Source organism: Microvirga terrae, from assembly GCF_013307435.2.
GTDB classification, from domain to species: Bacteria; Pseudomonadota; Alphaproteobacteria; order Rhizobiales; family Beijerinckiaceae; genus Microvirga; species Microvirga terrae.
The window spans coordinates 3054041-3078410 of the sequence record NZ_CP102845.1 but is presented as its reverse complement, the minus strand read 5'-3'; the positions used below and the strand labels follow the sequence as shown (position 1 = coordinate 3078410).

Here is a 24370-nt window from a genome sequence, read left to right as displayed (position 1 = left end):
GATGTGATAATGACCAAGGCTGGCGGCAACGACTCCAAGAGTACGCTGTACTGCTCCTTCTGCGGCAAGAGCCAGCATGAGGTTCGCAAGCTGATCGCTGGCCCGACGGTTTTCATCTGCGATGAATGCGTCGAGCTGTGCATGGACATCATCCGCGAGGAGTCGAAATCGTCTCTCGTGAAGTCCCGCGACGGGGTCCCGACCCCGAAGGAAATCAGCCGCGTTCTGGATGACTACGTGATCGGCCAGGAGCACGCCAAGAAGGTGCTCTCGGTGGCGGTCCATAACCATTACAAGCGCCTCGCCCACGCGACGAAGCACAACGACGTGGAGCTGGCCAAGTCGAACATCCTGCTGATCGGACCGACCGGCTCGGGCAAGACCCTGCTCGCCCAGACCCTGGCCCGGATCCTGGATGTGCCCTTCACGATGGCGGATGCGACGACCCTGACCGAGGCCGGTTATGTCGGCGAGGACGTGGAGAACATCATCCTTAAGCTCCTCCAGGCCTCCGACTACAATGTCGAGCGGGCGCAGCGGGGCATCGTCTATATCGACGAGATCGACAAGATCTCCCGCAAGTCGGACAACCCCTCGATCACCCGCGACGTCTCCGGCGAGGGCGTGCAGCAGGCTCTCCTCAAGATCATGGAAGGCACCGTCGCCTCCGTGCCTCCGCAGGGCGGCCGCAAGCACCCGCAGCAGGAATTCCTGCAGGTGGATACCACGAACATCCTGTTCATCTGCGGTGGCGCCTTCGCGGGCCTGGAGCGGATCATTTCCGGCCGTGGCAAGGGCACGTCGATCGGCTTCGGCGCCTCGGTCAGCTCTCCTGACGACCGGCGCACCGGCGAGATCTTCCGCTCCGTGGAGCCCGAGGATCTGTTGAAGTTCGGCCTCATTCCCGAGTTCGTCGGCCGGCTGCCTGTCCTGGCGACCCTCGAGGATCTCGATGTCGACGCCCTGAAGACCATTCTGCAGGAGCCGAAGAACGCCCTGGTCAAGCAGTACCAGCGCCTCTTCGAGATGGAGAACGTTCAGCTGACGTTCCAGGATGAGGCCCTCACGCTTATCGCCAAGAAGGCGATCGAGCGGAAGACGGGCGCCCGCGGCCTGCGCTCCATCATGGAGGGCATTCTGCTGGAGACCATGTACGACCTGCCGGGTCTCGATTCCGTGGAACAGGTGGTGATCGGTCCCGAGGTCGTGGAGGGCAAGGCCAAGCCGCTCTTCATTCACGGCGAGCGGAACGAGCAGGCCGCCAGCGCCAGCGCTTGAGGGCCACCGGGGACCTTCCCATGAACAGATGCATTGCGGGCAATCTTCTTGAAACAGGAGGCCCGCAACGCCACATCATCTCTTGCGTCGGCGCTGTCCGCTCATGTTGCGAGGGGGAGCCCGGCGTACCGGATGCAGCCCATAACAAAAGCCTGAGCATTCCGGTTATCCGTCCGAAATCCAGCTCATCCGAGGGGATTCCCGGACGCAGTGAAAAGGATACCGTCTCATGACACAATCGAAGCCACGTCAGCCTGTCGTTCCAGGCTCGACCGGAACCTATGCGGTTCTGCCTCTGCGCGACATTGTTGTCTTTCCACACATGATCGTGCCGCTCTTCGTCGGCCGTGAAAAGTCGATCCGCGCGCTTGAGGAAGTGGTCAAGGGGGACCGTCACATTCTTCTGGCCACCCAGATCGATGCGACGGATGACGATCCGTCAACGGACGCGATCTACAAGGTCGGAACCCTAGCCAACGTCCTGCAACTGCTGAAGCTGCCCGACGGCACCGTGAAGGTGCTGGTCGAAGGCGCGAGCCGGGCCCAGGTCAAGGCCTATACCCGCACGGATGAATTCTACGAGGCCGAAGCCGAGGCGCTTCCGGACTCCCTCGGCGACCAGGTCGAGGCCGAGGCGCTCGCCCGGTCGGTCGTATCCGAGTTCGAGAACTATGTGAAGCTCAACAAGAAGGTGTCGCCTGAGGTCGTGACCGCCGTGACCCAGATCGATGAGCCCGCCAAGCTCGCCGACACCATTGCGTCTCACCTGGCCATCAAGATCGCCGACAAGCAGGCAATTCTCGAGACCGCCACCGTGGCCCAGCGCCTGGAGAAGGTGCTCGGCATGATGGAGAGCGAGATCTCCGTTCTCCAGGTCGAGAAGAGGATCCGGACCCGCGTGAAGCGTCAGATGGAGAAGACGCAACGCGAGTACTACCTCAACGAGCAGATGAAGGCGATCCAGAAGGAGCTTGGCGACGACGAAGGTCGCGACGAGTTGGCCGAGCTCGAGGAGAAGATCGAGAAGACCAAGTTCACGAAGGAAGCCCGCGAGAAGGCGATGGGCGAGCTGAAGAAGCTGCGCCAGATGTCGCCCATGTCGGCGGAAGCCACCGTCGTGCGCAATTATCTCGACTGGCTGCTCGGGATTCCGTGGAACCGCCGCTCGAAAATGAAGAAGGACCTCAAGGCCGCCCAGGATCTGCTCGATGCGGATCACTACGGCCTCGATAAGGTCAAGGAGCGCATCGTCGAGTACCTGGCCGTGCAGCAGCGCGCCAACAAGCTCACCGGCCCGATCCTCTGCCTCGTCGGTCCTCCCGGCGTGGGTAAGACCTCGCTCGGCAAGTCGATCGCCAAGGCTACGGGCCGCGAGTTCGTGCGCATGTCGCTCGGCGGCGTTCGCGACGAGTCGGAGATCCGCGGTCACCGGCGGACCTATATCGGCTCGATGCCCGGCAAGATCATCCAGTCGATGCGCAAGGCCAAGACGTCCAATCCGCTCATCCTGCTCGACGAGATCGACAAGATGGGCATGGACTTCCGCGGCGATCCGTCGGCGGCCCTGCTCGAGGTCCTCGACCCTGAGCAGAACTCGACCTTCAACGACCATTACCTGGAAGTCGATTACGACCTTTCCAACGTGATGTTCGTGACGACGGCCAACACGCTCAACATCCCGGCTCCGCTCCTCGACCGCATGGAAGTGATCCGCATCGCGGGTTACACCGAGGAGGAGAAGGCCGAGATCGCCCGCACCCACCTGATCCCCTCGGCCATGCAGAAACACGGTCTGGCGGAGAAGGAGTGGAAGATCGGCGATGAGGCTCTCCTCATGCTGATCCGCCGCTACACCCGCGAGGCAGGCGTGCGTAACCTCGAGCGTGAGATCGCCAACCTAGTCCGCAAGGCCGTGAAGGAGATCCTGATCTCCAAGGTCAAGGCGGTCGAGGTCACGGTCGACAACCTGCCCGAGTTCCTCGGACCGCCGCGCTACCGCTACGGCGAGGCCGAGACGGAGGACATGGTCGGTGCTGTCACGGGTCTGGCCTGGACGGAGGTTGGCGGCGAGCTGCTCACCATCGAAGGCATCATGATGCCGGGCAAGGGCAAGATGACCGTCACGGGCAACCTCCGCGACGTCATGAAGGAATCGATCTCGGCTGCGGCGTCCTATGTCCGCTCCCGCGCCCTCGATTTCGGCGTCGAGCCGCCCCTGTTCGACCGCCGGGACATCCACGTGCACGTGCCGGAAGGCGCGACGCCCAAGGATGGACCCTCGGCCGGTATCGCGATGGCAACCGCCATTGTGTCGGTGATCACCGGAATTCCGGTGCGCCGCGACATCGCCATGACCGGCGAAGTCACGCTGCGGGGCAGGGTACTGCCCATCGGCGGCCTCAAGGAGAAGCTCCTGGCGGCTCTGCGCGGCGGCATCAAGAAGGTGCTGATCCCCGAGGAGAATGCCAAGGATCTGGCTGACATTCCGGCCAGCGTGAAGAACGGTCTGGAAATCGTGCCGGTCTCCATGATGGATCAGGTCCTCCAGCATGCTCTCGTGCGCGTGCCGGAGCGGATCGAATGGGATGAGGCGGCTGAACTCAAGGCCCACAAGCCGGGTGTCGAAGACGACTCGGCCGGGGTGATTGCCCACTGACTTTCGGCGATTTACGTAACGACAGAAGCCTCCGGACCTCGGTCCGGAGGCTTCTTTTTTGCGGAAGACTGCAAAAAATCGGCTGTTTTCAGCCACTTCGGGGCTTGCTTACGGACAAGCTTTGCGCCAAACGAGTGTCCCTGAAACGGTGGACCATTTCTTTTGCGACCGCCGTGATCACTGGAGGATATGACTATGAATAAAGGCGAGCTCGTTGCGGCCGTCGCCGACAAGGTAGGCCTTTCGCGCGGCCAGGCTGGTGACGCGATCGACGCCGCCATCGAGGCGATCACCGGCGCCCTGAAGCAGGGCGATGAGGTCAAGATCGTCGGGTTCGGCACGTTCGTCGTGACAAACCGCGCTGCAGGCGAGGCGCGCAACCCGCGCACCGGCGAGAAGGTCAAGGTTGCCGCTTCCAAGACCCCGAAGTTCCGCGCAGGCGCGGGCCTGAAGGATGCCGTCAACGCGAAGTAATCGCTTTTTGAGCGGTGTTCGCTTGCGAAAGAAGGCCGACAATGCTTGCGTTGTCGGCCTTCTCTTTTTATGTCAGGCCGGTCGGGCGGTTAGCTCAGTTGGTAGAGCTTCGGTTTTACACACCGCAGGTCGGGGGTTCGAGTCCCTCACCGCCCACCATCTCCCGTCCAGCGGATATCCTTCCTTGGCCCGCGCTTTCAGGGCGAGCGTCCATCCTCTTCTTCCGTGAGCCTGTCGAGAACCTTCTCGGGCGCAACGTGCCGTTCCAGTTCGCGAAGGGTCGGGTCCCGAGCTTCGCTGATGCCGAGGTGTTCGGCGATCGCCCGGGTCAGCGTCAGCAGCCGCGTGATCTCGTGCTCGGAGAGCAGATTTGTCTGGAGGTCGAGTTGCGAGCGCCGGTCCGCCTCGGCGGCGGCACGATTCTGGCTGATGAGCACGAAGGTGGAGAGGAAGATCGCCTCGACGGATGCGAAAGTCGCGAGGATCACGAATGTCGGATCGAAGGCGGGAACGCCCGGGATCAGGCCGAGATTGGCCGCAACCCAACCCGCCACCAGGATCAGGTGCACATAGACGAACGCCATGCTGCCGGTAAAGCGGGTGATCGTTTCCGCGATACGCTCCTGCAGCCCAGCCTTCCGTTCCTCCTCATGGCGCTTATCGCGCAGGGCGTCGATGTTGCGTTCGAGAACAGAGGCCAGGACGTTCGGCTCCGTGGGGGGAGCGCTTGGGCTGTCCCGATGTGGTGGGGCTGTCCTGTAGTCAGGCCTGATATCCGTCACTTCGCCATCCTTCGCTCCCGCGGCTCGATAAGAACGGCCACCGGTCGGAAGAAGTTCAGGCTTCCGCGGGCCCATGATCACGGAGCGGTGCGGGTGGGTTGGAACGCCGCACCCCAGCCGGTGCAACATTTGGACTTAGTTGAAGTTTGAATGCATCCCTCCAAGGAAGGCTCCTGAGACTTGAACCCGCTCCGGCCAATGCTGGAGCGGGCTTTTTCTTGCAGGTTCCCCCGGCGAACGGCGACGTCTATCGCATCGCCTTCTGCATGTCTTCGAGCAGGGCGATGTGCTCGCGAATCTGTCCGCGGGCCAGCTTGGCGACGTTCATATGCTCGCGATTCTGAGGGTTCGATTGGAGGTAGCGCTCCTGAACCTGAAGCAGGTCGCGATGGCCTTGAAGCTGAGCCTGCAGGTACATCTTGTCGAACTCGGCCCCCGCCTGCTGGTTCTGCATCTTCTGCATCATGTCCCCGGCCGATGCATCCATCTGCATGGGAGGCATGGCCGTGGTGGATTGGCCGCCTGCCGATCCCGTCGCTGCGGTCGCGGCCGGTTCCATCATCGAGCGAAGCACCTCCGAGAGCGTGGTCTGCTCCTGGATCTCGAAATTGGCAAAGCGCTTGAGATCTTCATTGCGGACCTTGTTCATGGCGACTCGGCTCGATTCCAGAGCCACCATGCCGAGCTGCATGGTCTGCTGCATGTGCTGCATGTCGGCTTGGCTCATCTGGCCGCCCGACTGGTTCATGGGCATGGATCCGGAAGAGCCTGAAGGCATCGACGACGAGGAGCCGCTGGTCTGGGCCAGGGCTGGGGCGACAACGAGCGCGGCGGCAAGGCCGCCGAGAAGGGTACGACGATCCATCTTTAACTCCTGCTGAAGGTCCCGGCTCGGCCGCGACACGCTGGAGAAGCGCTCGACTCTGGGCCGCCGTTAGAGGCCGAACGCGAGCGATGCTGCTTTGTTTCAGCTGCGCCTTAACGAACGAGGGAAGAAGAACCCGCCTTGGTCCAGACAGCAGAAAGCCGGCCGCGAGGCCGGCTCGATCAAGCTTGAAGGTTCGAGAAAGTAATGGTCGGAGCGAGAGGATTTGAACCTCCGACCCCTAGTCCCCCAGACTAGTGCGCTAACCGGGCTGCGCTACGCTCCGACTGCCGAAAGGCTTGGTTCCTCTAACTTTTAACGCCGGCTCGCGCAACCCCTGAAATGGAGCGCGGCGTGGAAAGTCGATTTCGCCGAGCGTCCGGCCGCGCTTCGGAGCTCCACCAAGCGGGAGCCGACGGCCGCATCAGATTAACACCCGGGACGGGTCCAGGCTTCGACAGCCTGCCGCAAACCGTCGGGCAGGTCCGTGACGCTTTCGCCGTCCGGCGCCCCGGACGACGCGAGCTCGGACAGGAGCGCCCGGTATTTCTCGGTCTTTTCCTGGGCCGCGTCGAACCCGTCCGCAGACGCATCGTCCGGCAGGCCCGAGAACAGGCAAAGGAGTGCGAGGATGGCGCGCATGGTTCGACTCCGTTCGGGTGTCGTAAGGGAAGCACGGCCAAGGTGGCATTTTCACGATGAAAGAGGTGTGCGCGAAAACACGTCTGCCGCGAACCCCGATTGCGAAGGAGGCAAAAGGTTAACCATCCGCGCGAAGAAGAGTAGGTGGCCATCGCGAGCCGGGATACACATTCCCGTGAGAGCGTCCCACGGTGCCCCCAGTGCCACGGCGCTCTCGGCGGCCGCCTTCACCGCGGCTGCTTCACTCCGTGTCTCTGCACACCCCCGCCCTTGCGCGGGGTTTTTTATCGGTGGCTTCAGAAGGGACCTCGCTTCGCGAGCGCCTCGAAGCCGTTTCTCAGCTGCAGCACCCGGTCTTCGTACGCTTTGCTCAGGCAGGACCGGTCCTCGCCACAGGCTTCCCGCCGCTTGAGCCAGGCCGCCTGCGCGTCTTCCATATCACCGCGCGCACCCATACCAAGAAGCGGCTTGAGCTGCGTGTAGAGCACGGCCATCTCGACATCCTGATCGTTCAGCCCCCTGTCGGCGCAGATCGCCTTCTCGTCGGGCGTTCGAGCCTTGGCGCAATCGAAGCTGGCGGCTTGGGCCGCCTGCGAAGCGGCGGCCATCCAGAGGCCGGCGATTAGGACGACGCTGAACGCTCTGGCTTGCATGGAACCTATCCTCGAAGAACTCAATCTTCGGGAGGAACGGTTCCCGCCGCACGAGGCTCCATGGAGAGGCCGGACTTTTCGGCTTTGGCTAATGGAAGGTTAAAGGGACTGCTCACCGGCGGATGGCTGAAGCATCTCCCGACAGGGCAAGGCGCAGACCGAGACCGATCATGACGAGACCGGCGCATCGCTCCTGCCAGGCGATCAGGCCCGGCCGTCGCGACAGCCACTCGCCGATCGTTCCTGTTCCGACCGCGACCGCTCCCAGGACAAAGAACCCTGAGACTTTCTGCACGCCGCCCAGGAACAGCAGCTGCGCCGTGACCGGCCAATCCCTGCCGGGGTCGACGAATTGGGGGAGGAAGGCCAGCATGAACACCATGGCCTTCGGGTTGGTCAGATTGTTGATCATGCCTTGGCGCAGGGCTGTGAGATCCGACACGGGCTTCGGAGCCGTGCGGACAAGGCGGTGCGGTCCGAACGAGGCGATCAGAAGCTTGGCGCCGAGCCACACGAGGTAGGCCGCGCCGGCCCATCGAAGAAGCTCGAAGGCGAGGGGCGAGGCCTGGATCAGGGAGGTGACGCCCAGAGCCAGGAGCGGCAGCTGAACGAGACCGGCGAGCAGGGTCATGCCGATGGCGGTCAGAACGGCAATGCGCCGACCCTGTCCGACTCCACGGCTCAGGAGAAGAACCATGTCGGGGCCCGGTGCCAGCTGCAGGGCCAGCACAGCGGCATAGAACGTGAGAAAGGTCGACAGATCCGGCATGTCCTGGTCTCTTCAGGGCCCTCGCGAGGCCATCCTACAGGGACTGCCGGCGCCACGCATCCAGATCGTCCAGGGACAAGTTGGAGCCGCAGAGCACGAGCCCGACGACGCTGTCGCCCGGCAGGGACGGAACGACCGTCTCGGCGGCGGTCAGGACGCAGGCCGCGGCAGGCTCGCAGAGCAGCTTCTCCGTCTGGAGCAGCCAGCTCACATCGGCGATGACCGGTGGATCCTCGACAAGCAGGATCTCCTGCAGAAAGAGCCTGGCGGCCGCCATGGTCCGGTGGGTGGCGAAGGGTGCGGCGAGGGTCCGGGAGATTGAGGTCGGGCGGATCGTCACCGGCTGATCGGCCTTGAGGGCCTCGGTCATGGTCGGTGCGCCAGTCGGCTCGACGCCGTAGACGGTCAGCGACGGCCGCTTGGCTTTCAGGGCGGCTGCCACGCCGGACATGAAGCCACCGCCACCGATCGACACGAACACATGGGTGAGATCGGGTATGTCGTCGAGAAACTCGAGGCCCAGGGTGCCGTGGCCCGCGATGATGGCGGGATCGTCGTAGGGATGGACGAAGAGACGGCCCTGGCGCTGGTAGTCCTCCGCCTTGGCGAAGGCTTCGGCGGCATCCTCGCAGAGCTCCACGCGGGCGCCGAACTTGATGGTAAGATCGATGTTGAAACGGGCCGCCGTCTTGGGCATCAGGACGAGCGCGTCGAGCCCGAGCGTTCCGGCGACTCTCGCCACTGCAATGGCGTGGTTGCCGCCGGACACGGTCACGAGACCGCGCCGGCGCTCGTCCTCGCTCAGGGTGAGCACCTTGTTGAAGACACCTCGGACCTTGAACGAGCCGGCAAGCTGCAGCGCTTCCATCTTCACCGCGCTGCGCCGCCTGAGCCGGGCCGATATGTCGGCACTCTCGTAGGCAGGAGTGCGCCTGACGCGTCCGGCGATGCGATCGCGGGCAGCTTCGATGTCGGAGAGCGTCACGTCAAAGGTGATCATGAGGTGTCCGTCGGCGGCATGGGGGATGGGACAGCCCGTGAGGGCATCATGCGCGCCGCGATCATGCGAGCGACGTCTTCGCTTCGTCAACGGGCATCAATCGAAATTCCCGCTAATAAAAACCGGCTTGACCGTTGGCTCGCTCGGATCGGATGCTCACGTTCAACCCACGGAGCCCTATACGATGCCTATGTCACCCCGCGAGATGCTCGCGCGTCTGATTGCCTTTCCGAGCGTTTCCACCAGCAGCAATCTCGACATCATTCACTTCTGCCGGGACTGGCTGAACAGCCACGGGGTCGAGAGTCATCTCGTCATGAGCCCGGAGGGTGACAAGGCCAACCTCTACGCCACAATCGGCCCCCGGGTGGAAGGCGGGATCGTCCTGTCGGGCCATACGGATGTCGTGCCGGTCGAGGGCCAGAACTGGTCCACGGATCCCTGGACGCTCACGGAGAAGAACGGTCGTCTTTACGGTCGTGGCGCAACCGACATGAAAGGCTTCGATGCGCTCGTTTTGGCGCTCGTGCCCGACATGGTGCACGCGCCTCTCAAGCGCCCCATCCACATCGCGTTGTCCTACGACGAGGAGATTGCCTGCCGCGGTGCGCCCTCGATGGTGCACGCGATGGCAGGGTCCATCCCGGCGCCGTCCGCAGTGATTGTCGGCGAGCCGACGCGCCATGCGGTGGTAACGGGACATAAGGCGTCCGTGCAGCTGCGAACCCACGTCACGGGTTATGCCGTGCATTCGAGCCGCATCGACCAGGGTGTCAGCGCGGTCATGAACGCCGCTCGCCTGATCGCATGGCACGAGGACGTGATGGAGGAGAACCGCCGGAGGGTCGATCCGGACAATCCGTTCGAGCCGCCCTACACCACGCTGCATTGCGGCATGATGGTCGGCGGCAACGCCGCCAATGTGGTGTCGTCCTCGGCCTGGTTCTTCAGCGACATCCGGGCGATCCCGACGGAGAGCCCGATGGATTATCTGGCCCGCTACGAGGCCTATATCCGCGACCGGATCGAGCCTCGCATGAAGGCCGTCGCCCCGGAGACGGGAGTGGCTGTCGAACTCGTCGCCGAGGTGCCGGGCCTCCGGCCGGAGGCCGATGGTGCGGCGGAGCGTCTGATGCGCCGGCTGACCGGCGACAACGGCACACATGTCGTGTCCTACGGCACGGAGGCGGGGCTGTTCCAGCGGGTCGGCTGGTCGACAGTGGTCTGCGGCCCCGGCGACATCGCCCAGGCCCACCAGCCGGACGAGTATATCGAGGTCAGTGAACTCCAGGCCGGGGAGGCGATCCTGCGCCGCCTGATCGGGGATCTCTGTGCCTAAATGCTGAGCAGGACGGTCCAAGTCGGGGCTAGACCACCAGCCACTTTCCTGCCTAAGTTCATTCCCTAGCGGAAGGTGCGACCAGAAATGTCGAGCTTCCGACAAGTAGAACACCGCGCAAAGACGCGGGCCTACAGAGGAGAAGGACAGACAATGAGGATCCGTTCGAAGTTTCTCGTCGCGGCCGCGGCGACCTTCATGGCCGGCGTAGCTTTTCCGGCCATGGCCGTGACTTTGCGCTATGCCAACCAGGGCGACCTGAAGTCGCTCGACCCGTATACCCTGAACGAGACCACCACCATCGCGCATCACGGCCACGTCTATGAAGGTCTGACGAAGCGCGGCAAGGACCTTGCGATCGAGCCGGCATTGGCGGAGCGCTGGGAGATCAGCGAGGACGGTCTGACCTGGCGGCTCTTCCTGCGCAAGAACGTGAAGTTTCACAATGGCAATTCCTTCAATGCCGACGACGTGATCTTCTCCGCCAACCGGGTCCGCGCGCAGGGCTCGAACTTCCAGACCCGGGTTCCCAGCGGCTCGGAATGGGTGAAGGTTGACGAGTACACGGTCGACGTGAAGCTCAAATCCCCGAACCCGATCATGAATGCCCAGTGGGATACCTGGTACATCATGGACAAGGAGTGGTCGGAGGCGAACAACAGCGTTGCGCCCACGCCGGCCGCCGCGACGACGCCGAGCTTCGCGTCCCTGAACGCCAACGGCACCGGGCCGTTCAAGATCGAAAGCCACCAGCCCGGCGTGAAGACCGTCTTCAAGGTCAACAAGGATTGGTGGGGCAAGGTCGAGCACAACATCGACGAGATCGTCTTTACGCCGATTGCATCCGACGCCACGCGCGTCGCCGCGCTGCTCTCGGGCGAAGTGGACGTGATCGAGCCGGTTCCGCTGCAGGACGTCCAGCGCGTCAACGGCACGGCCAACGCCAAGGTGCTGGCCGGTCCGGAGCTTCGGACGATCTTCCTGGGTTTCGATCAGACCCGCGACGAGCTCCTGTTCTCGAACGTGAAGGGCAAGAACCCGTTCAAGGACAAGCGGGTGCGCGAGGCCTTCTACAAGGCCATCGACATCGAGACGATCAAGTCCCGGGTCATGCGCGGAATGTCCACCCCATCGGCGCTGATGATTGCCCCGCAGCTGTTCACGTCCTCGGCCGACTTCGTTCGTCCGAAGTATGACCTCGAAGGCGCCAAGAAGCTTCTCGCCGATGCCGGTTACCCGAACGGCTTCGAGGTCGGGATGGACTGCCCGAACGACCGCTATGTGAACGACGAGGCGATTTGCCAGGCTGTGGTCAGCATGCTGGCCCGTGCCGGCGTCAAGGTGAACCTGATGGCGCAACCGAAGGCGCAGTACTTCGGCAAGGTGCTGAAGTCGGGCAACTACAACACCTCGTTCTACCTGCTCGGCTGGACCCCTGGCACCTTCGACAGCCATAACGTCCTGTTCGACATCGAAGGCTGCAGGAACGACCCCCAGTCATCGCGCGGCGAGTCGAATCTCGGCAATTTCTGCAACAAGCAGCATGACGAGCTGACCGACAAGATCCTGGTCGAGAGCAACAAGGAGAAGCGCGACCAGCTGATCAAGCAGGCATTCCAGATCACCTTCGACGAATATGGCTATATCCCGCTGCACCAGCAGGCCCTCGCCTGGGGCGTTTCGAACAAGGTGACGCTGCCTCAGCGGGCTGACAACCAGGTGCTGCTCTACTGGGCGCAGAAGAAGGAATAGTCGGCATCTGATCGCTTGTCCCGGACGGCCGATCGCCGTCCGGGATATTTCTTTCGAGGGTCTCGGGCAGAAGGTTTATCCGGGACGCAGCGATCAAGAGATTGTGCATGTTCGCTTTCATCATCCGGCGCGCCCTCCAGGCCATCGGCGTTCTTCTGGCCGTCGGGATCATTTCGTTCGCGATGTTCCGCTTTGCCGGCGATCCGGTGAACCAGATCGTCTCCCTGGATACGCCCGCCGCCGAGCGGGAGCAGGTTCGCCGCTCCCTTGGACTCGACGATCCGGTGCCCGTGCAGTTCCTGCGTTACCTGACCAGCGCGGCGCAGGGCAATTTCGGCGTGTCCTATCAGTTCCGCCAGCCCGTATCGGATCTCCTGGCCGAGCGCATGCCGGCGACGCTCGAACTCGCATTCTGTGCGACCGTCTTCGCCACAGGTTTCGGCGTGCTCATGGGCGTCTATTCGGGGTTGAAGCGGGACAGCTTCCTGGCCAAGGTGTTCCAGACCGTATCGCTCGTCGGCATCTCGCTTCCGACCTTCCTGATCGGCATTCTGCTGATTTACCTTTTCTCCGTCACGCTCGGCTGGCTGCCGTCCTATGGCCGTGGCGACACCGTGCGTCTCGGCTGGTGGACGACCGGCCTCCTCACCGTGTCGGGCCTCAAGGCGCTCATCATGCCCTCCATTACGCTCGGTCTGTTCCAGATGACCCTGATCATGCGCATCGTCCGGGCCGAGATGCTGGAGGTGCTGCGCACCGACTACATCAAGTTCGCCAGGGCGAGGGGGCTCACCACCCGGGCCATCCATTTCGGGCATGCGCTCAAGAATACGCTCGTGCCGGTCATCACCATCGTCGGGCTGCAGTTCGGCTCGGTGATCGCCTTCGCGATCATCACCGAGACCGTGTTCCAGTGGCCGGGCATGGGTCTCCTGTTCGTCCAGGCCGTGCAGAACGTCGATATCCCGATCATGGCAGCCTATCTCATGCTGGTGGCGCTCATCTTCGTGGCGATCAACCTCGCCGTCGACATCCTCTACACCATCGTCGATCCTCGCCTGAGGACGACGATCCGGCAGCCGGCCTGAGGAGGCAGACATGGCAGACGCAATACAGGCCGCGCCCGCGCCTCACTCCCAGCCCACAACCTGGGCCGGCCGCTTCTTCGACAGTGACGTCTGGGCGAGCTTCAAGCGCTCGAAGCTGACGATGGCCGCGGCTTGCCTCACACTCCTTTTTGTTGTGGCAGCCCTGCTTGCCGGGCTCGTCGCACCGCAGGATCCCTTCGACCCGGCACAGCTCGACCTGCTGAACAGCCGATTGCCGCCGCTCTGGGATGCGGAAGGGCAGGCGCCATTCCTGCTCGGCACGGACGAGCAGGGCCGCGACATCTTCTCGGCCATCCTCTACGGCCTGCGGATTTCGCTCGCGGTCGGCTTTCTCGGGGTTGCCTTCTCGGCCACGCTCGGGATCGCTCTCGGCCTCATCGCCGGCTATGTGGGCGGCACGACCGATGCGGTCATTATGCGCATCGCCGACGTGCAGCTGACCTTCCCGGCGATCCTGATCGCGCTCCTCGTCGACGGCGTGGTGAAGTCGGTCCTCGGAGGCCAGCTCGACGGCATCACGACGCTCTCCGTGCTGGTCTTCTCCATCGGCTTGAGCTTCTGGGTGCAATATGCCCGCACGGTGCGCGGCTCCGTGATGGTCGAGAAGAACAAGGACTACATCGCCGCCGCCCGGCTCATCGGTCTGCCTGCGCCGGTCATCATGTTCCGGCATGTCCTGCCCAACGTGCTTGGCCCGGTGCTCGTCATCGCCACCATCAACCTGGCGCTCGCCATCATCACGGAGGCCACCCTGTCCTTCCTCGGCACCGGCATGCCGGAAACCATGCCGTCGCTCGGCACACTGATCCGCATCGGAAACAACTACCTGTTCTCCGGCGAGTGGTGGATCATTGCGTTCCCCGGCATCTCACTCGCGCTCCTCGTCCTCGCCATCAACCTTCTGGGTGATTGGCTGCGCGATGCGCTCAATCCCAAGCTGCGATGAGAGAGGGAGCATCCATGGCCCAACCCGTCCTCTCCGTCCGTGACCTGCGGGTCGAGTTCGTCACCCGGCGCGGCATTCTGAAGGCCATCGACGGCATCTCGTTCGACATCGGCAAGGGCGAGGTTCTCGGCGTCGTCGGTGAATCCGGCGCCGGCAAGTCGGTGACGGGTTCCGCCGTCGTCGGCCTCATCGATCCCCCGGGACGGATTGCCGGCGGCGAAATCCTTCTCTCCGGGATGCGCATCGACAATCTGCCGCCGGAGGAGATGCGCCGGGTGCGCGGCAAGCGCATCGGCATGATCTTCCAGGATCCGCTGACAAGCCTCAATCCGCTGTACCGGGTCAGCGAGCAACTGATCGAGACCATCCGTACGCATACGAACCTGTCCGCCTCGGCGGCCAGGAAGCGTGCCATTGATCTCCTGGCTGAAGTCGGTATTCCGGCGCCCGACCGTCGGATCGACAGCTATCCGCACGAGTTCTCGGGCGGCATGCGACAGCGCGTGGTGATCGCCCTCGCCCTGTGCGCCGAGCCCGAGCTCATCATCGCGGACGAGCCGACGACCGCTCTCGACGTGTCCGTTCAGGCGCAGATCATCGCGCTTTTGAAGCGCCTCGGACGCGAGCATGGCACGGCCATCATGCTGGTCACTCACGACATGGGCGTGATCGCCGAAACGGCCGATCGGGTCGCCGTCATGTATGCGGGCCGCATCGCGGAGATCGGACCGGTGCGCGAGGTGGTGCAGAACCCGCTTCACCCCTACGCCAAGGGCCTGATGGGCGCGATCCCATCCCTCGAGACCGACGCGGAGCGCCTCGTTCAAATCCCAGGCTCCATGCCGCGGCTATCGGCCATTCCCCCTGGCTGTGCGTTCAATCCGCGCTGCCCGTTCGTGTTCGACCGCTGCCGGGTCGAGCGGCCGGAGCCCATTCAGCACAGCGAGCATCGCGTGGCCTGCCATCTCTACGATCAATCTTCCGTCCGGTCGGAGGCCGTCGCGTGACCGAGAACCCTTACGTCGACGTCAAAGATCTGCGCCGCTTGTTCGACGTCTCAAAGCCCTGGCTCAACCGGGTGCTCGAGGGGGGCGAGAAGCAGTACCTCAAAGCGGTCGACGGCGTTTCCTTCGATATCGCGAAAGGCGAGACCTTCGCCCTCGTCGGAGAATCAGGTTCGGGCAAGTCGACGGTGGCCCGGATGGTCGTGGGACTTCTGCCGCCGACGAGCGGGACGGTGGCGATCGACGGCGTCTCGATGACGTCGGCGGCTGCGTCCGCCGAGCGCCAGCGCCTGCGGCGGCGCATCCAGATGATCTTCCAGGATCCCTATGCCAGCCTCAATCCGCGCTGGCAGGTCGACCGCATCGTGGCCGAGCCGATCAGGGCTTTCCGGTTGATCGAGACCGAGCGAGACATCGCCAATCGGGTCGGCGAGCTTCTCTCCCTTGTCGGTCTCCATCCGGCGGACGGCGGGAAGTACCCGCACGAGTTCTCGGGCGGACAGCGCCAGCGCATCGCCATCGCCCGTGCGCTCGCATCCAATGCGGAGTTCATCGTCTGCGACGAGCCGACCTCCGCGCTCGACGTCTCGGTGCAGGCGCAGATCCTGAATCTCATGCGCGACCTGCAGGATCGGCTAGGGCTGACCTATCTGTTCATCAGCCACAACCTCGCCGTGGTGCGCCATATGGCGAGCCGCATCGGCGTGATGTATCTCGGCCGCATCGTCGAGATCTCCAACGGGCGCGAACTCTTCGCACACCCGAAGCACCCTTACACCCGCATGCTCCTCGACGCGGTTCCGGATGTGGGCATGACGGGCCGGCAACGCATTCCCGTGCGCGGCGAAATCCCCAACCCGATCAATCCGCCCTCGGGCTGCACCTTCAACCCGCGCTGTCCCTTCGCCAATGATCGTTGCCGGGCCGAGATTCCGCCGCTCCTGGGTGGCGTGGCCTGCCACGCCATTCATGAGGGACGTCTAGCCGTGGACGCGGCGGCCTGACGGGTACTGCCGCTCCATCTGCAAACTAGTTGACTCAGTCAACGATGTGCCTGACTCTGTGCGCCAGGGAGCCAGCCATGTCGCACATTCCGAAACTGCCAACCGACGAGCAAATCGAGCGGGTCCGGAGCTTCAACCGGTTCTACACACGCCATATCGGCCTTCTAAACGAGGGATTGCTCGAGAGTGCGTTTTCTCTGACCGAAGCGCGGGTGCTTTACGAGCTTGCCCATCGCGGTCCCGTGACAGCGGCGGATTTGGGCCGTGAGCTCGGTCTCGACGCCGGGTATCTCAGCCGCCTCCTGAAAAGGTTCGGAGCCCAAGGGTTGACCCAACGTAATCCGTCGAAAGATGACGGACGTCAGTTCCTCCTGTCGCTCACCGACAAAGGCTTTGCGGCTTTCACGCCCCTGAACCAAGCCTCGGCGGCTCAGGTCGCCACGATGCTGTCGGGCCTATCGGTGGGCGAGCGGGAGCGGCTCACGCAGGCGATGACCACCGTCGAGCATCTGGTCGGCGATGGCCCCCGGCCCGATCGGCCATACGTCCTGCGTTCCCACCAGCCCGGCGACATCGGCTGGATCGCCCACCGGCAGGGGATTTTGTATGCTCAGGAATATGGTTGGGACCAGACGTTCGAGGCCCTGGTGGCGGAGATCGCCGCCGGCTTCGTCAGGAACTTTGACCCGCAATGGGAGCGCTGCTGGATCGCGGAACGGGGAGGCGAGATCATCGGGAGCGTCTTCCTGGTGCGGTCTTCGGACGAGGTCGCCAAGCTCCGGCTTCTTTATGTGGAGCCGTGCGCCAGAGGTCTCGGTCTCGGGCGCCGGCTGACGGAAGAATGCATCGCCTTCGCCAGGGACCGGGGCTACAGGACCTTGACGCTCTGGACCAACGACGTGCTCGTGGCGGCTCGCCGCATCTACCAGGCGAAGGGCTTTCGCCTGGTGAAGGAAGAGCCGCATCACTCCTTCGGAAAGGATCTGGTCGGGCAGACCTGGGATCTCGATCTGTGAGGGGTCGGGACGGGCTCGCCCTGACGGCTGCAGCGGCGACGGGTGTCCAGGTGGGCGCCGCCCTGGTGGCCACGCGCTTCGTGGTGCATGACATCGGTCCGGCATCGCTGGCCTTCCTGCGCTATGCCATTGCGGTTCTCTGCCTTGCGCCACCCTTCTGGATGAGTGCACGGGTGCGGTTTGTCCCACGAGACCTCATGGCCGTGATGGCCCTCGGGGTCGTGCAGTTCGGCCTTCTCATCGTCCTTCTGAATCTCGGCCTCCAGTTCATCTCTTCCACCCGCGCGGCGCTCCTCTTCTCGACCTTTCCGCTCATGACGATGTTCATCGCGGCAAGTCTCGGGCGCGAGCCGCTGAGCCGGATGAAGGTTGTGGGAGTCGCCCTGACGATCGTCGGTGTGGCGGCGGCTCTGGGCGAGCGGCTGATGACGCGGAGCGCAACAGGCGAATGGCTGGGAGCCCTTCTCGTGCTGGCTGCCGCACTCTGCGGTGCCGTATGTTCGGTGCTCTACCGACCTTATCTTGTCCGCTACCCAACCCTGCCGGTCGGCACTTGGGCCATGCTTGCTTCGGTCCTGTTCCTGGCCGTTCCCGCGGGCCTTGAGGGGCTCTTCACGGACCTGCCGCCGCTCAACCGAGCAGGCTGGCTGGCAGTCTTGTTCATCGGCCTGTCGAGTGGGATCGGTTATGTTCTCTGGCTCTGGGCCCTAAAGCACTCCACACCGACCCGGGTCACGGTGTTCCTCTCGTTGAGTCCGGTTACGGCGGCTCTGCTCGGCGTATCATTTCTAGAGGAGCCCTTCACGGCCGGTGTGCTGATCGGCCTCGCGGGCGTCGTCGCCGGGCTCTGGCTCGCCACCAGAACGGAGCCGGCGCGCGAGGAGACGTGACACGCACTGCCGTCTGCCACAAGACCGTCAGCCCGCGAAAGTGATGAACATTCAATTGGAAGTTTGGAACAATTGTAGTCTACGTCGACAGACCGCTGGATTGTCCGCGAGTAGAGCGACTACGAGTTCGAGAGATCTGCACATTCGATGTCGTGAAAATCATAAGCTTTGCTTTTACCGGCGCGACAATCACAACTCTGTGTGAAGAAATTACGTTGGGAAACGATCCGTGCCGACGGCGTTTAGCCTCTGTCATATGTGGCGATCGCCATGTTCAACGAAAGCACAGGAGGCATTGATGAAGAAGCTTGCGATCTTCGCCGGCGCTGGATTCATGGTACTTGGCGGCATGGGTGCCGCTTTGGCGCAGTCGTCGCCGGCGATTTCCGGAACGCCCGGTTCTCTGTTTCCGGATGCGGCACCTCATGAGATCCGCTGGATCAACGGCGTTCCCTGCCGGACCATTCTCGATCCCAACACGCGCGACACCCGCATCCCGGTTGCCTGTGCCGGTCAGGTCAGCGGCGTCGTAGCGCCCATGCCCGGCGACGTCGTCTCGACCGGAAGCATCGTTCCTGCTCCCGTCGGTCCCATGATGGGTGCTCCCGAGCCTGTCGGCGCAGCCGATCCCTATGCCGCCCCGCACGAGATCCGCTACATCAACGGCGTGCCGTGCCGCACGGTCCTCGATCCGAACACCCGTGATACGCGTATTCCGATCGCCTGCGGTCAGTAAGCGGGTCTCTCCCATAAAAAGCGCGGGTCGTCCGGCCCGCGCTTTTTTGTTGGAACGAGGCACGGGAAAGCCCCGCGGCACGCACCGGGTCTCGGGGCTTTGCCTGTGGGGTGAAATCGCGCCCTATTCTGCCGCCTGCCGGAGGGGGAGGAAGCCGATGGATTGCCGCTGCGGTCCCTCCTGTTTCAGGGTTCGGACCATGTCCTCGTATTCCCGCTCCATCTCGGGCGTGACGGAGGGACGGGTTTCGCGAAGAGCCTGCTCGAAATGCGCCATGGTCACATGCTCGGCCTGCAGCGATTCCCTGAGGGCGAGGAGACCGGCCCGGCGGGTGAGATCCTCAAGATCCGCGCCGGTGAACCGAGCGGTCCGCTCCGCGATCAGATCGAGATCCACGTCCGGTCCGAGAGGCATGTCCTTGGTGTGGATGCCGAGGATGTGCCGGCGGCCCTGCGCGTCGGGAACGGGCACGTAGATCAACTCGTCGAAGCGTCCCGGCCGGAGCAGGGCAGGGTCGATGAGGTTGGGCCTGTTCGTCGCCGCCATGACGACGACACCCTGCAGTTCCTCGAGGCCATCCATCTCGGCCAGGATTGTGTTGACGACCCGTTCCGTCACCGCAGGCTCGCCGAGGCCGCCGCCGCGCACGGGGGCAAGCGAATCAATCTCGTCGATGAAGATCACCGTCGGGGCGACCTGCCGGGCGCGAGCGAACAAGCGGGAGACCTGCTGCTCGGACTCGCCGTACCATTTCGACAGGAGGTCGGACGATTTCGTCGCCACGAAATTCGCCTGAGCCTCGCGGGCGACCGCTTTCGCCAGGAGCGTCTTGCCGGTGCCGGGAGGTCCGAACAGCAGGAACCCTTTGGCCGGGCGAATACCCAGGCGCCGGAAGGATTCCGGGCTCTTGAGAGGCAGTTCCACGCCCTCCCGCAGACGGGTGCGTGCCTCCTCGACGCCGCCGATGTCGTCCCACGTCACGTTGGGCACTTGGATCATGATCTCGCGCAGGGCGGACGGCTGGACCCGTTTCATGGCGTTCATGAAATCCTGCCGGGTCACCTGCAGGCTCTCCAGCACATTCGACGGGATGCCGTCCCGGAGATTGATGCCGGGTAGGATGCGTCGCAGGGAATCCATGGCCGCCTCGCGGGAGAGGGCTGCGAGATCGGCGCCGACGAAGCCGTAGGTGGTGCGGGCGACCTCGTCGAGATTGACGTCAGGGGCCAGGGGCATGCCGCGCGTGTGGATCCCGAGGATCTCCCGGCGGCCCGGCTCGTCCGGAACGCCGATGACGATCTCCCGGTCGAAGCGGCCGGGACGGCGGAGGGCCTCGTCTATGGCTTCGCGGCGGTTCGTGGCGCCGATCACCACGATGTTCTGGCGCGGCTCCAGGCCGTCCATCAGCGTGAGCAGCTGGGCCACGATGCGCCGCTCGACCTCACCCGTCACCTCCTCGCGCTTGGGCGCGATACTGTCGATCTCGTCGATGAAGACGATCGCTGGTGCGTTCTGCTGCGCCTCCTGGAATACCTGCCGCAGGCGCTGTTCGGATTCGCCGTAGTGGCGCCCCATGATCTCGGGCCCGGCGATGTGGAAGAACTGTGCCTCCGTCTCGTTGGCCACGGCGCGGGCCAGTCGGGTTTTGCCCGTGCCAGGGGGGCCGTAGAGCAGAACCCCTTTCGGCGGATCGATCCCGAGCCGCTGGAAGAGCTCGGGATGGCGGAGGGGCAGCTCCACCATCTCACGCACCTGATCGACCGTGCTGCCGAGGCCGCCGATATCATCGTAGGTGACATCGGCCCGACGTGCTTCGCGCGGTTCCTCGAATTGCGGGCGCAGCTCGATCTCGGTCTCGGCCGTCACATGCACGATACCGCGTGGCTGGGTCGAGACCACGACGAGGCGGATTTCCTGAAGGCCATAAGCCGGAATGTTGAGAAGACCGCGCATCTCCTCGGGCATCCGGGAATCTGCCGAGCGCTGCGAATACACCGACGTGGAGATCACGTCGCCGGCGGTCAGAGGACGCTGGTAGAAGGTGCGCTTCAGGGCGTCGCCCGAGCCCTGCAGCCGCAGCCCCTTCTGGGCCGGAGCGAGAACGACGCGGGTTGCCGGGCGAACCTCGGCGCGCTTCACTTCCACGTGATCTCCGCTGCCAACACCGGCATTGACCCGCTGAAGACCGTCGAGACGAACGATGTTGAGGCCCTCGTCCTCAGGGTAAGGCGTCACGGCGATGGCCGTCGTATGGCGCTTGCCGATGATCTCGATAGCTTGGCCTTCCTGGATGCCGATTTCGCTCAGGGCCTGTCGGCTCATGCGTGCGATGCCACGGCCCGAGTCGTCCGGCCGGGCGTTCGCGACCTGAAGGCGTACACTCTGCCCATCCTCTGCCATTGCCGTCCTTCCCATCGTTCGAGCGCTGTTGATGCGATGGCAGGTGAGGGGAAAGCTTAGGCTCGCGCTTCCCGGGTGCCACGCGTTCGAGGCTTCGCAGGCTGCTGCAATCGACAAGCGACGAAACCGCAGGGCCAACGCAACATGCCCGGAAATGTTGCAGAAGGAGTCAGGAGGCCTGGCCTAGGACGAGATGCCGCCGGAGGGTGACCAGAGCCGTCGCAGCGAGGCTTCCATCTCATCCTCGCTGGAGCGCAACTCGACGAGATCAGTGCTCACGGGCATGAAGGGTGCGATGGTCGGAAGCTTCGTGGATCCTTCAGCGCCCTCCAACGGCGGATCGATGAGTTCCCAGCTGTCGAACAGGTCCATCGAGGAATGGCCGGGAAGGTTCGGTCCGAGATAGGGCACGATCTCGATCCAGGGTCTGCCATTGCCCCGCGGCGTGACTTTGGTGACCCGACCGAAGAAGCGCGTGAGAGGGCAGCGGACGAAATCGCCCGGCACGGGCATGCGGGTCTTCTCCAACTCGAGGGCCTCCTCGGCCTCCTGAAGCTCGGCTCGAAGCTTGGCGATACGCTCCACCAGTTCCGCAACGCGTTTGGTGCAGGGGCTGTCATGCGACTCGGCCATAGCCGACACCAGGGACAAGCTCCTGTCCAAACTGATCCCCATCACCGGAAATGTGCTCATGCCGGCTCTCCTCTTATGAACGATTTTGGAGTTTCGGCGCACGAGTGCAAGGCGCCCAGAAGACTGAGATGGAACTGAACCTCGGCGCATGAGGGTTATACTGAGAACGAGCTTGAGAATAGGAGACGGCATGGGTCTTCGAGGCCGCATGATGGGACGGCTTGCAAGCGTCATCGGGCTAACGGTGCTTGCCTCGGCCGCTGCGGCTCAGGATCTGGCGCCGCCGCTGCCGCCGCCTCGCCCGGCGCAGTCGGCCGAGCCGTTGCCGCCGCCAAGGCCGGCCGGACCGGCTGCGGCGGAGCCCGAACAGCGCGCCGAAAAGGTGCCGCGGAACGAGACACCGCTTCAGAAGGCCGATCTCGACGGCGTCTCGGACGACGGTTGCGTCCAGCGTCTGACGCAGCTTGGCCTGCGGTTTGAGAAGCGACCGCCCGTCAAGGAAAACACCTGTGCGATCGATGACCCGGTTCTTGTCTCGGCGCTTCCGGGCGGCATCACGGTCGTTCCGGCCTCGCTGATGAACTGCCCGGTGGCCGAGAGCATCTCACGCTGGATGAGCGAGGTGGTCGCGCCCGAAGCCGAACGTCGGTTCCAGAGCGCGCCGACGAAGCTTCTCATCGGCACCTCCTACCAATGCCGAGACCAGCGCAACGGGCAAAAGCTGAGCGAGCACGCCTTCGGCAACGGCCTTGATGTCATGGGGTTTGAGTTCGCCAAGCGGCCCGCCCTGACGATCGGCAGTCAAATGGAAGGTTCCTCGGAAGCGACATTCCAGGAGAATGTCCGAAAGGCCGCCTGCCCGATCTTCAATACGGTGCTTGGTCCGGGCTCGGATGCGGACCATGGCGACCACCTCCACCTCGATCTGCGCCAGCGCAAGGGCGACTATCGGATTTGCCAATAGGACGACTGGAACACGGGCGCAGCCAGGGCTTTGTCTGTCCACGGTAGTGCCAGTGGAGCTTGTCATGAAGATCGTTGCGTGTGTGGCTGTTGGAATCCTGGGACTTACGACATCCGTTCTGGCTGCCGATCAGAACCTGAACCTCGAAGCCGTCAACAAGGCTGAATGGACCCCGAAGGAGGGCAGGGGCAGGGAGGTCGATCCGGTTTTGGTCAAGGCGCAGGTCCTGCTCGATCGGGCTCGCTTCTCTCCGGGGGTGATTGATGGACACAACGGAGACAACCTCCAGAATGCCATCAAGGCTTTCGAAAAGGAGCGCGGCCTCAAACCGGACGGAACCATCGACGAGGAGGTCTGGGCCAAACTGAAGGAAGCCTCATCGGACCCGGTCGTGACCGAGTACACGATCCGGGACGAGGATGTGAAAGGACCCTTCGTGACCATCCCCGACAAGCTGGAAGATCAGGCCCGTCTCGACCGGCTCGGCTACTCCAGTCCGGAGGAGCTTCTGGCCGAAAGGTTTCACATGGATGCGGATCTGCTCAAGGCCATGAACCCGGGAAAATCCTTCGATAAGGCTGGCACGTCCATCACTGTGGCCAATGTCGAGGCAAAGTCCGGACCTGAGAAACCCGAAAAGGCCGGAAAGATCGAGATCATCAAGAAGGAACATGTCCTGCGTGTCCTGACCAAGGACGGCGCTCTGGTCGCGGTTTACCCGGCCTCGATCGGCAGTGAGGAGAAGCCTGCACCCAGCGGTTCGCACAAGGTGCGTGCCGTGGCGCCGAACCCGAACTACACCTACAACCCCGATTATGCCTTCAAGGGCGTAAAGGCGAAGGAGAAGTTCGAGATCAAACCCGGTCCGAACAACCCTGTGGGGAGCACCTGGATCGACCTCTCCGTCGAATCCTTCGGGATCCATGGGACGCCCGACCCGGAGAAGGTGGGCAAGTCCCATTCTCAGGGCTGCGTGAGGTTGACGAACTGGGACGTGGAGGAATTGTCGAAGATGGTCGAGAAGGGAACCCCGGTCGAGTTCATCGACTAGCGCCGCCCTCAGCCCCGGGCCTAGTCAGTCGTCGTTGGCGGAGTTCAGCTGATCGGGCCTTAGGCCCTCGTCGACCTCCTGGTCGTGCGCTTTGACGAGCCATTCCAGCTGCTCCTGAACGAAGTCGGGATCGCTGTGGAAACGCATGGCGCAGGCCACGAGAAAGATCGCCACCTCCGGCAGATCCTCGTCGCCCAGATCAGGAAGGACCAGCTCGAGATCCGTCATATTGCCCGAGGTCAGAATGGCGGCCTCATTGGGAGGAACGACGGTGCCGACGCTGTCAGTGTCTTGAGCCATTGAGAGAACCTTAAGCCTTTCGTCTGGCGGGAATGCAGGGGCCGGTAACATGTTGTGCCGCCGCGTTGGCGGTCTTCCCCTACGGTCGATTCCGCCTTGTTCTAAGG

Annotated in this window: 23 protein-coding genes and 2 tRNA genes; 15 read left to right on the top strand and 10 right to left on the bottom strand. The window is 63.5% G+C overall.

Annotated elements, in window-relative coordinates:
* Positions 1-9 precede the first annotated feature (9 nt).
* The 4 genes from clpX (at position 10) to HPT29_RS14475 (ending at position 4567) form a co-directional block, all read left to right on the top strand.
* Positions 10-1278, top strand: a complete 1269-nt coding sequence (clpX, locus tag HPT29_RS14490; protein ID WP_173946489.1) for an ATP-dependent Clp protease ATP-binding subunit ClpX — start codon at positions 10-12, stop codon at positions 1276-1278.
* Between the two features lie 229 nt (positions 1279-1507).
* Positions 1508-3934: an endopeptidase La gene (lon, locus tag HPT29_RS14485; RefSeq protein ID WP_173946490.1), complete on the top strand. Its 2427-nt coding sequence runs from the start codon at positions 1508-1510 to the stop codon at positions 3932-3934.
* Positions 3935-4129: 195 nt separating this feature from the next.
* Complete coding sequence (locus tag HPT29_RS14480) at positions 4130-4408, top strand: HU family DNA-binding protein (RefSeq protein ID WP_173946491.1); 279 nt, start codon at positions 4130-4132, stop codon at positions 4406-4408.
* 83 nt (positions 4409-4491) lie between these two features.
* Positions 4492-4567 (top strand) — tRNA-Val (locus tag HPT29_RS14475).
* 38 nt (positions 4568-4605) lie between these two features.
* Here the strand turns inward: HPT29_RS14475 and HPT29_RS14470 are convergent.
* The 7 genes from HPT29_RS14470 to HPT29_RS14440 form a co-directional block, all read right to left on the bottom strand.
* The gene (locus HPT29_RS14470; protein WP_259060715.1) at positions 4606-5181 is read right to left on the bottom strand and encodes a DUF1003 domain-containing protein; all 576 of its coding nucleotides are present in this window, start codon (positions 5179-5181) and stop codon (positions 4606-4608) included.
* A 256-nt stretch (positions 5182-5437) separates the two neighbouring features.
* The gene (locus HPT29_RS14465) at positions 5438-6055 is read right to left on the bottom strand and encodes a DUF4142 domain-containing protein (protein WP_173946493.1); all 618 of its coding nucleotides are present in this window, start codon (positions 6053-6055) and stop codon (positions 5438-5440) included.
* Between the two features lie 208 nt (positions 6056-6263).
* Positions 6264-6341, bottom strand: a tRNA-Pro gene (locus HPT29_RS14460).
* A 143-nt stretch (positions 6342-6484) separates the two neighbouring features.
* A complete protein-coding gene (locus HPT29_RS14455; protein ID WP_173946494.1) occupies positions 6485-6697 on the bottom strand; it encodes a hypothetical protein in 213 nt (70 codons plus the stop codon).
* A gap of 296 nt (positions 6698-6993) precedes the next feature.
* Positions 6994-7350 carry a lysozyme inhibitor LprI family protein gene (locus tag HPT29_RS14450; RefSeq protein ID WP_173946495.1) on the bottom strand — a complete coding sequence of 119 codons (357 nt, stop codon included), beginning with the start codon at positions 7348-7350 and terminating at the stop codon, positions 6994-6996.
* 112 nt (positions 7351-7462) lie between these two features.
* Positions 7463-8119 carry a LysE family translocator gene (locus tag HPT29_RS14445; protein ID WP_173946496.1) on the bottom strand — a complete coding sequence of 219 codons (657 nt, stop codon included), beginning with the start codon at positions 8117-8119 and terminating at the stop codon, positions 7463-7465.
* Positions 8120-8153: 34 nt separating this feature from the next.
* Positions 8154-9119 (bottom strand): threonine ammonia-lyase, encoded by a 966-nt coding sequence (locus HPT29_RS14440; protein ID WP_173946497.1) that lies wholly within the window; start codon positions 9117-9119, stop codon positions 8154-8156.
* Positions 9120-9303: 184 nt separating this feature from the next.
* Between HPT29_RS14440 and argE the strand changes: the two genes are divergently transcribed.
* The 9 genes from argE (at position 9304) to HPT29_RS14395 (ending at position 18915) form a co-directional block, all read left to right on the top strand.
* Positions 9304-10458 (top strand): acetylornithine deacetylase, encoded by a 1155-nt coding sequence (gene argE / locus HPT29_RS14435; RefSeq protein ID WP_173946498.1) that lies wholly within the window; start codon positions 9304-9306, stop codon positions 10456-10458.
* 198 nt (positions 10459-10656) lie between these two features.
* A complete protein-coding gene (locus HPT29_RS14430) occupies positions 10657-12210 on the top strand; it encodes an ABC transporter substrate-binding protein (RefSeq protein ID WP_173946521.1) in 1554 nt (517 codons plus the stop codon).
* Between the two features lie 107 nt (positions 12211-12317).
* Complete coding sequence (locus HPT29_RS14425; protein WP_173946499.1) at positions 12318-13298, top strand: ABC transporter permease; 981 nt, start codon at positions 12318-12320, stop codon at positions 13296-13298.
* Between the two features lie 10 nt (positions 13299-13308).
* Positions 13309-14265: an ABC transporter permease gene (locus HPT29_RS14420; protein WP_173946500.1), complete on the top strand. Its 957-nt coding sequence runs from the start codon at positions 13309-13311 to the stop codon at positions 14263-14265.
* 14 nt (positions 14266-14279) lie between these two features.
* On the top strand, positions 14280-15272 hold the full coding sequence (locus HPT29_RS14415) for an ABC transporter ATP-binding protein (RefSeq protein WP_173946501.1): 993 nt from the start codon (positions 14280-14282) through the stop codon (positions 15270-15272).
* Positions 15273-15310: 38 nt separating this feature from the next.
* The gene (locus HPT29_RS14410) at positions 15311-16273 is read left to right on the top strand and encodes an ABC transporter ATP-binding protein (RefSeq protein WP_173946522.1); all 963 of its coding nucleotides are present in this window, start codon (positions 15311-15313) and stop codon (positions 16271-16273) included.
* A gap of 77 nt (positions 16274-16350) precedes the next feature.
* Positions 16351-17289 (top strand): bifunctional helix-turn-helix transcriptional regulator/GNAT family N-acetyltransferase, encoded by a 939-nt coding sequence (locus HPT29_RS14405; protein ID WP_173946502.1) that lies wholly within the window; start codon positions 16351-16353, stop codon positions 17287-17289.
* On the top strand, positions 17286-18179 hold the full coding sequence (locus tag HPT29_RS14400) for a DMT family transporter (protein WP_173946503.1): 894 nt from the start codon (positions 17286-17288) through the stop codon (positions 18177-18179). The genes HPT29_RS14405 and HPT29_RS14400 overlap by 4 nt, the downstream gene beginning before the upstream one ends.
* Before the next feature lie 298 nt (positions 18180-18477).
* Positions 18478-18915 (top strand): hypothetical protein, encoded by a 438-nt coding sequence (locus tag HPT29_RS14395; protein WP_173946504.1) that lies wholly within the window; start codon positions 18478-18480, stop codon positions 18913-18915.
* Positions 18916-19038: 123 nt separating this feature from the next.
* Here HPT29_RS14395 and HPT29_RS14390 read toward each other — a convergent pair whose 3' ends face one another.
* A complete protein-coding gene (locus tag HPT29_RS14390; protein ID WP_173946505.1) occupies positions 19039-21315 on the bottom strand; it encodes a CDC48 family AAA ATPase in 2277 nt (758 codons plus the stop codon).
* A 183-nt stretch (positions 21316-21498) separates the two neighbouring features.
* The gene (locus tag HPT29_RS14385; protein WP_173946506.1) at positions 21499-22008 is read right to left on the bottom strand and encodes a hypothetical protein; all 510 of its coding nucleotides are present in this window, start codon (positions 22006-22008) and stop codon (positions 21499-21501) included.
* A gap of 130 nt (positions 22009-22138) precedes the next feature.
* Between HPT29_RS14385 and HPT29_RS14380 the strand changes: the two genes are divergently transcribed.
* Entirely contained in the window at positions 22139-22912 is a 774-nt protein-coding gene (locus HPT29_RS14380; RefSeq protein ID WP_173946507.1) for an extensin-like domain-containing protein, read from the top strand.
* Between the two features lie 64 nt (positions 22913-22976).
* Positions 22977-23963, top strand: coding sequence for a L,D-transpeptidase family protein (locus tag HPT29_RS14375; protein ID WP_173946508.1), 987 nt, complete (start codon positions 22977-22979; stop codon positions 23961-23963).
* Positions 23964-23987: 24 nt separating this feature from the next.
* On the opposite strand, the gene HPT29_RS14370 is transcribed toward HPT29_RS14375, so the two are convergent.
* Complete coding sequence (locus HPT29_RS14370; protein ID WP_173946509.1) at positions 23988-24263, bottom strand: hypothetical protein; 276 nt, start codon at positions 24261-24263, stop codon at positions 23988-23990.
* Between the last annotated feature and the right edge of the window lie 107 nt (positions 24264-24370).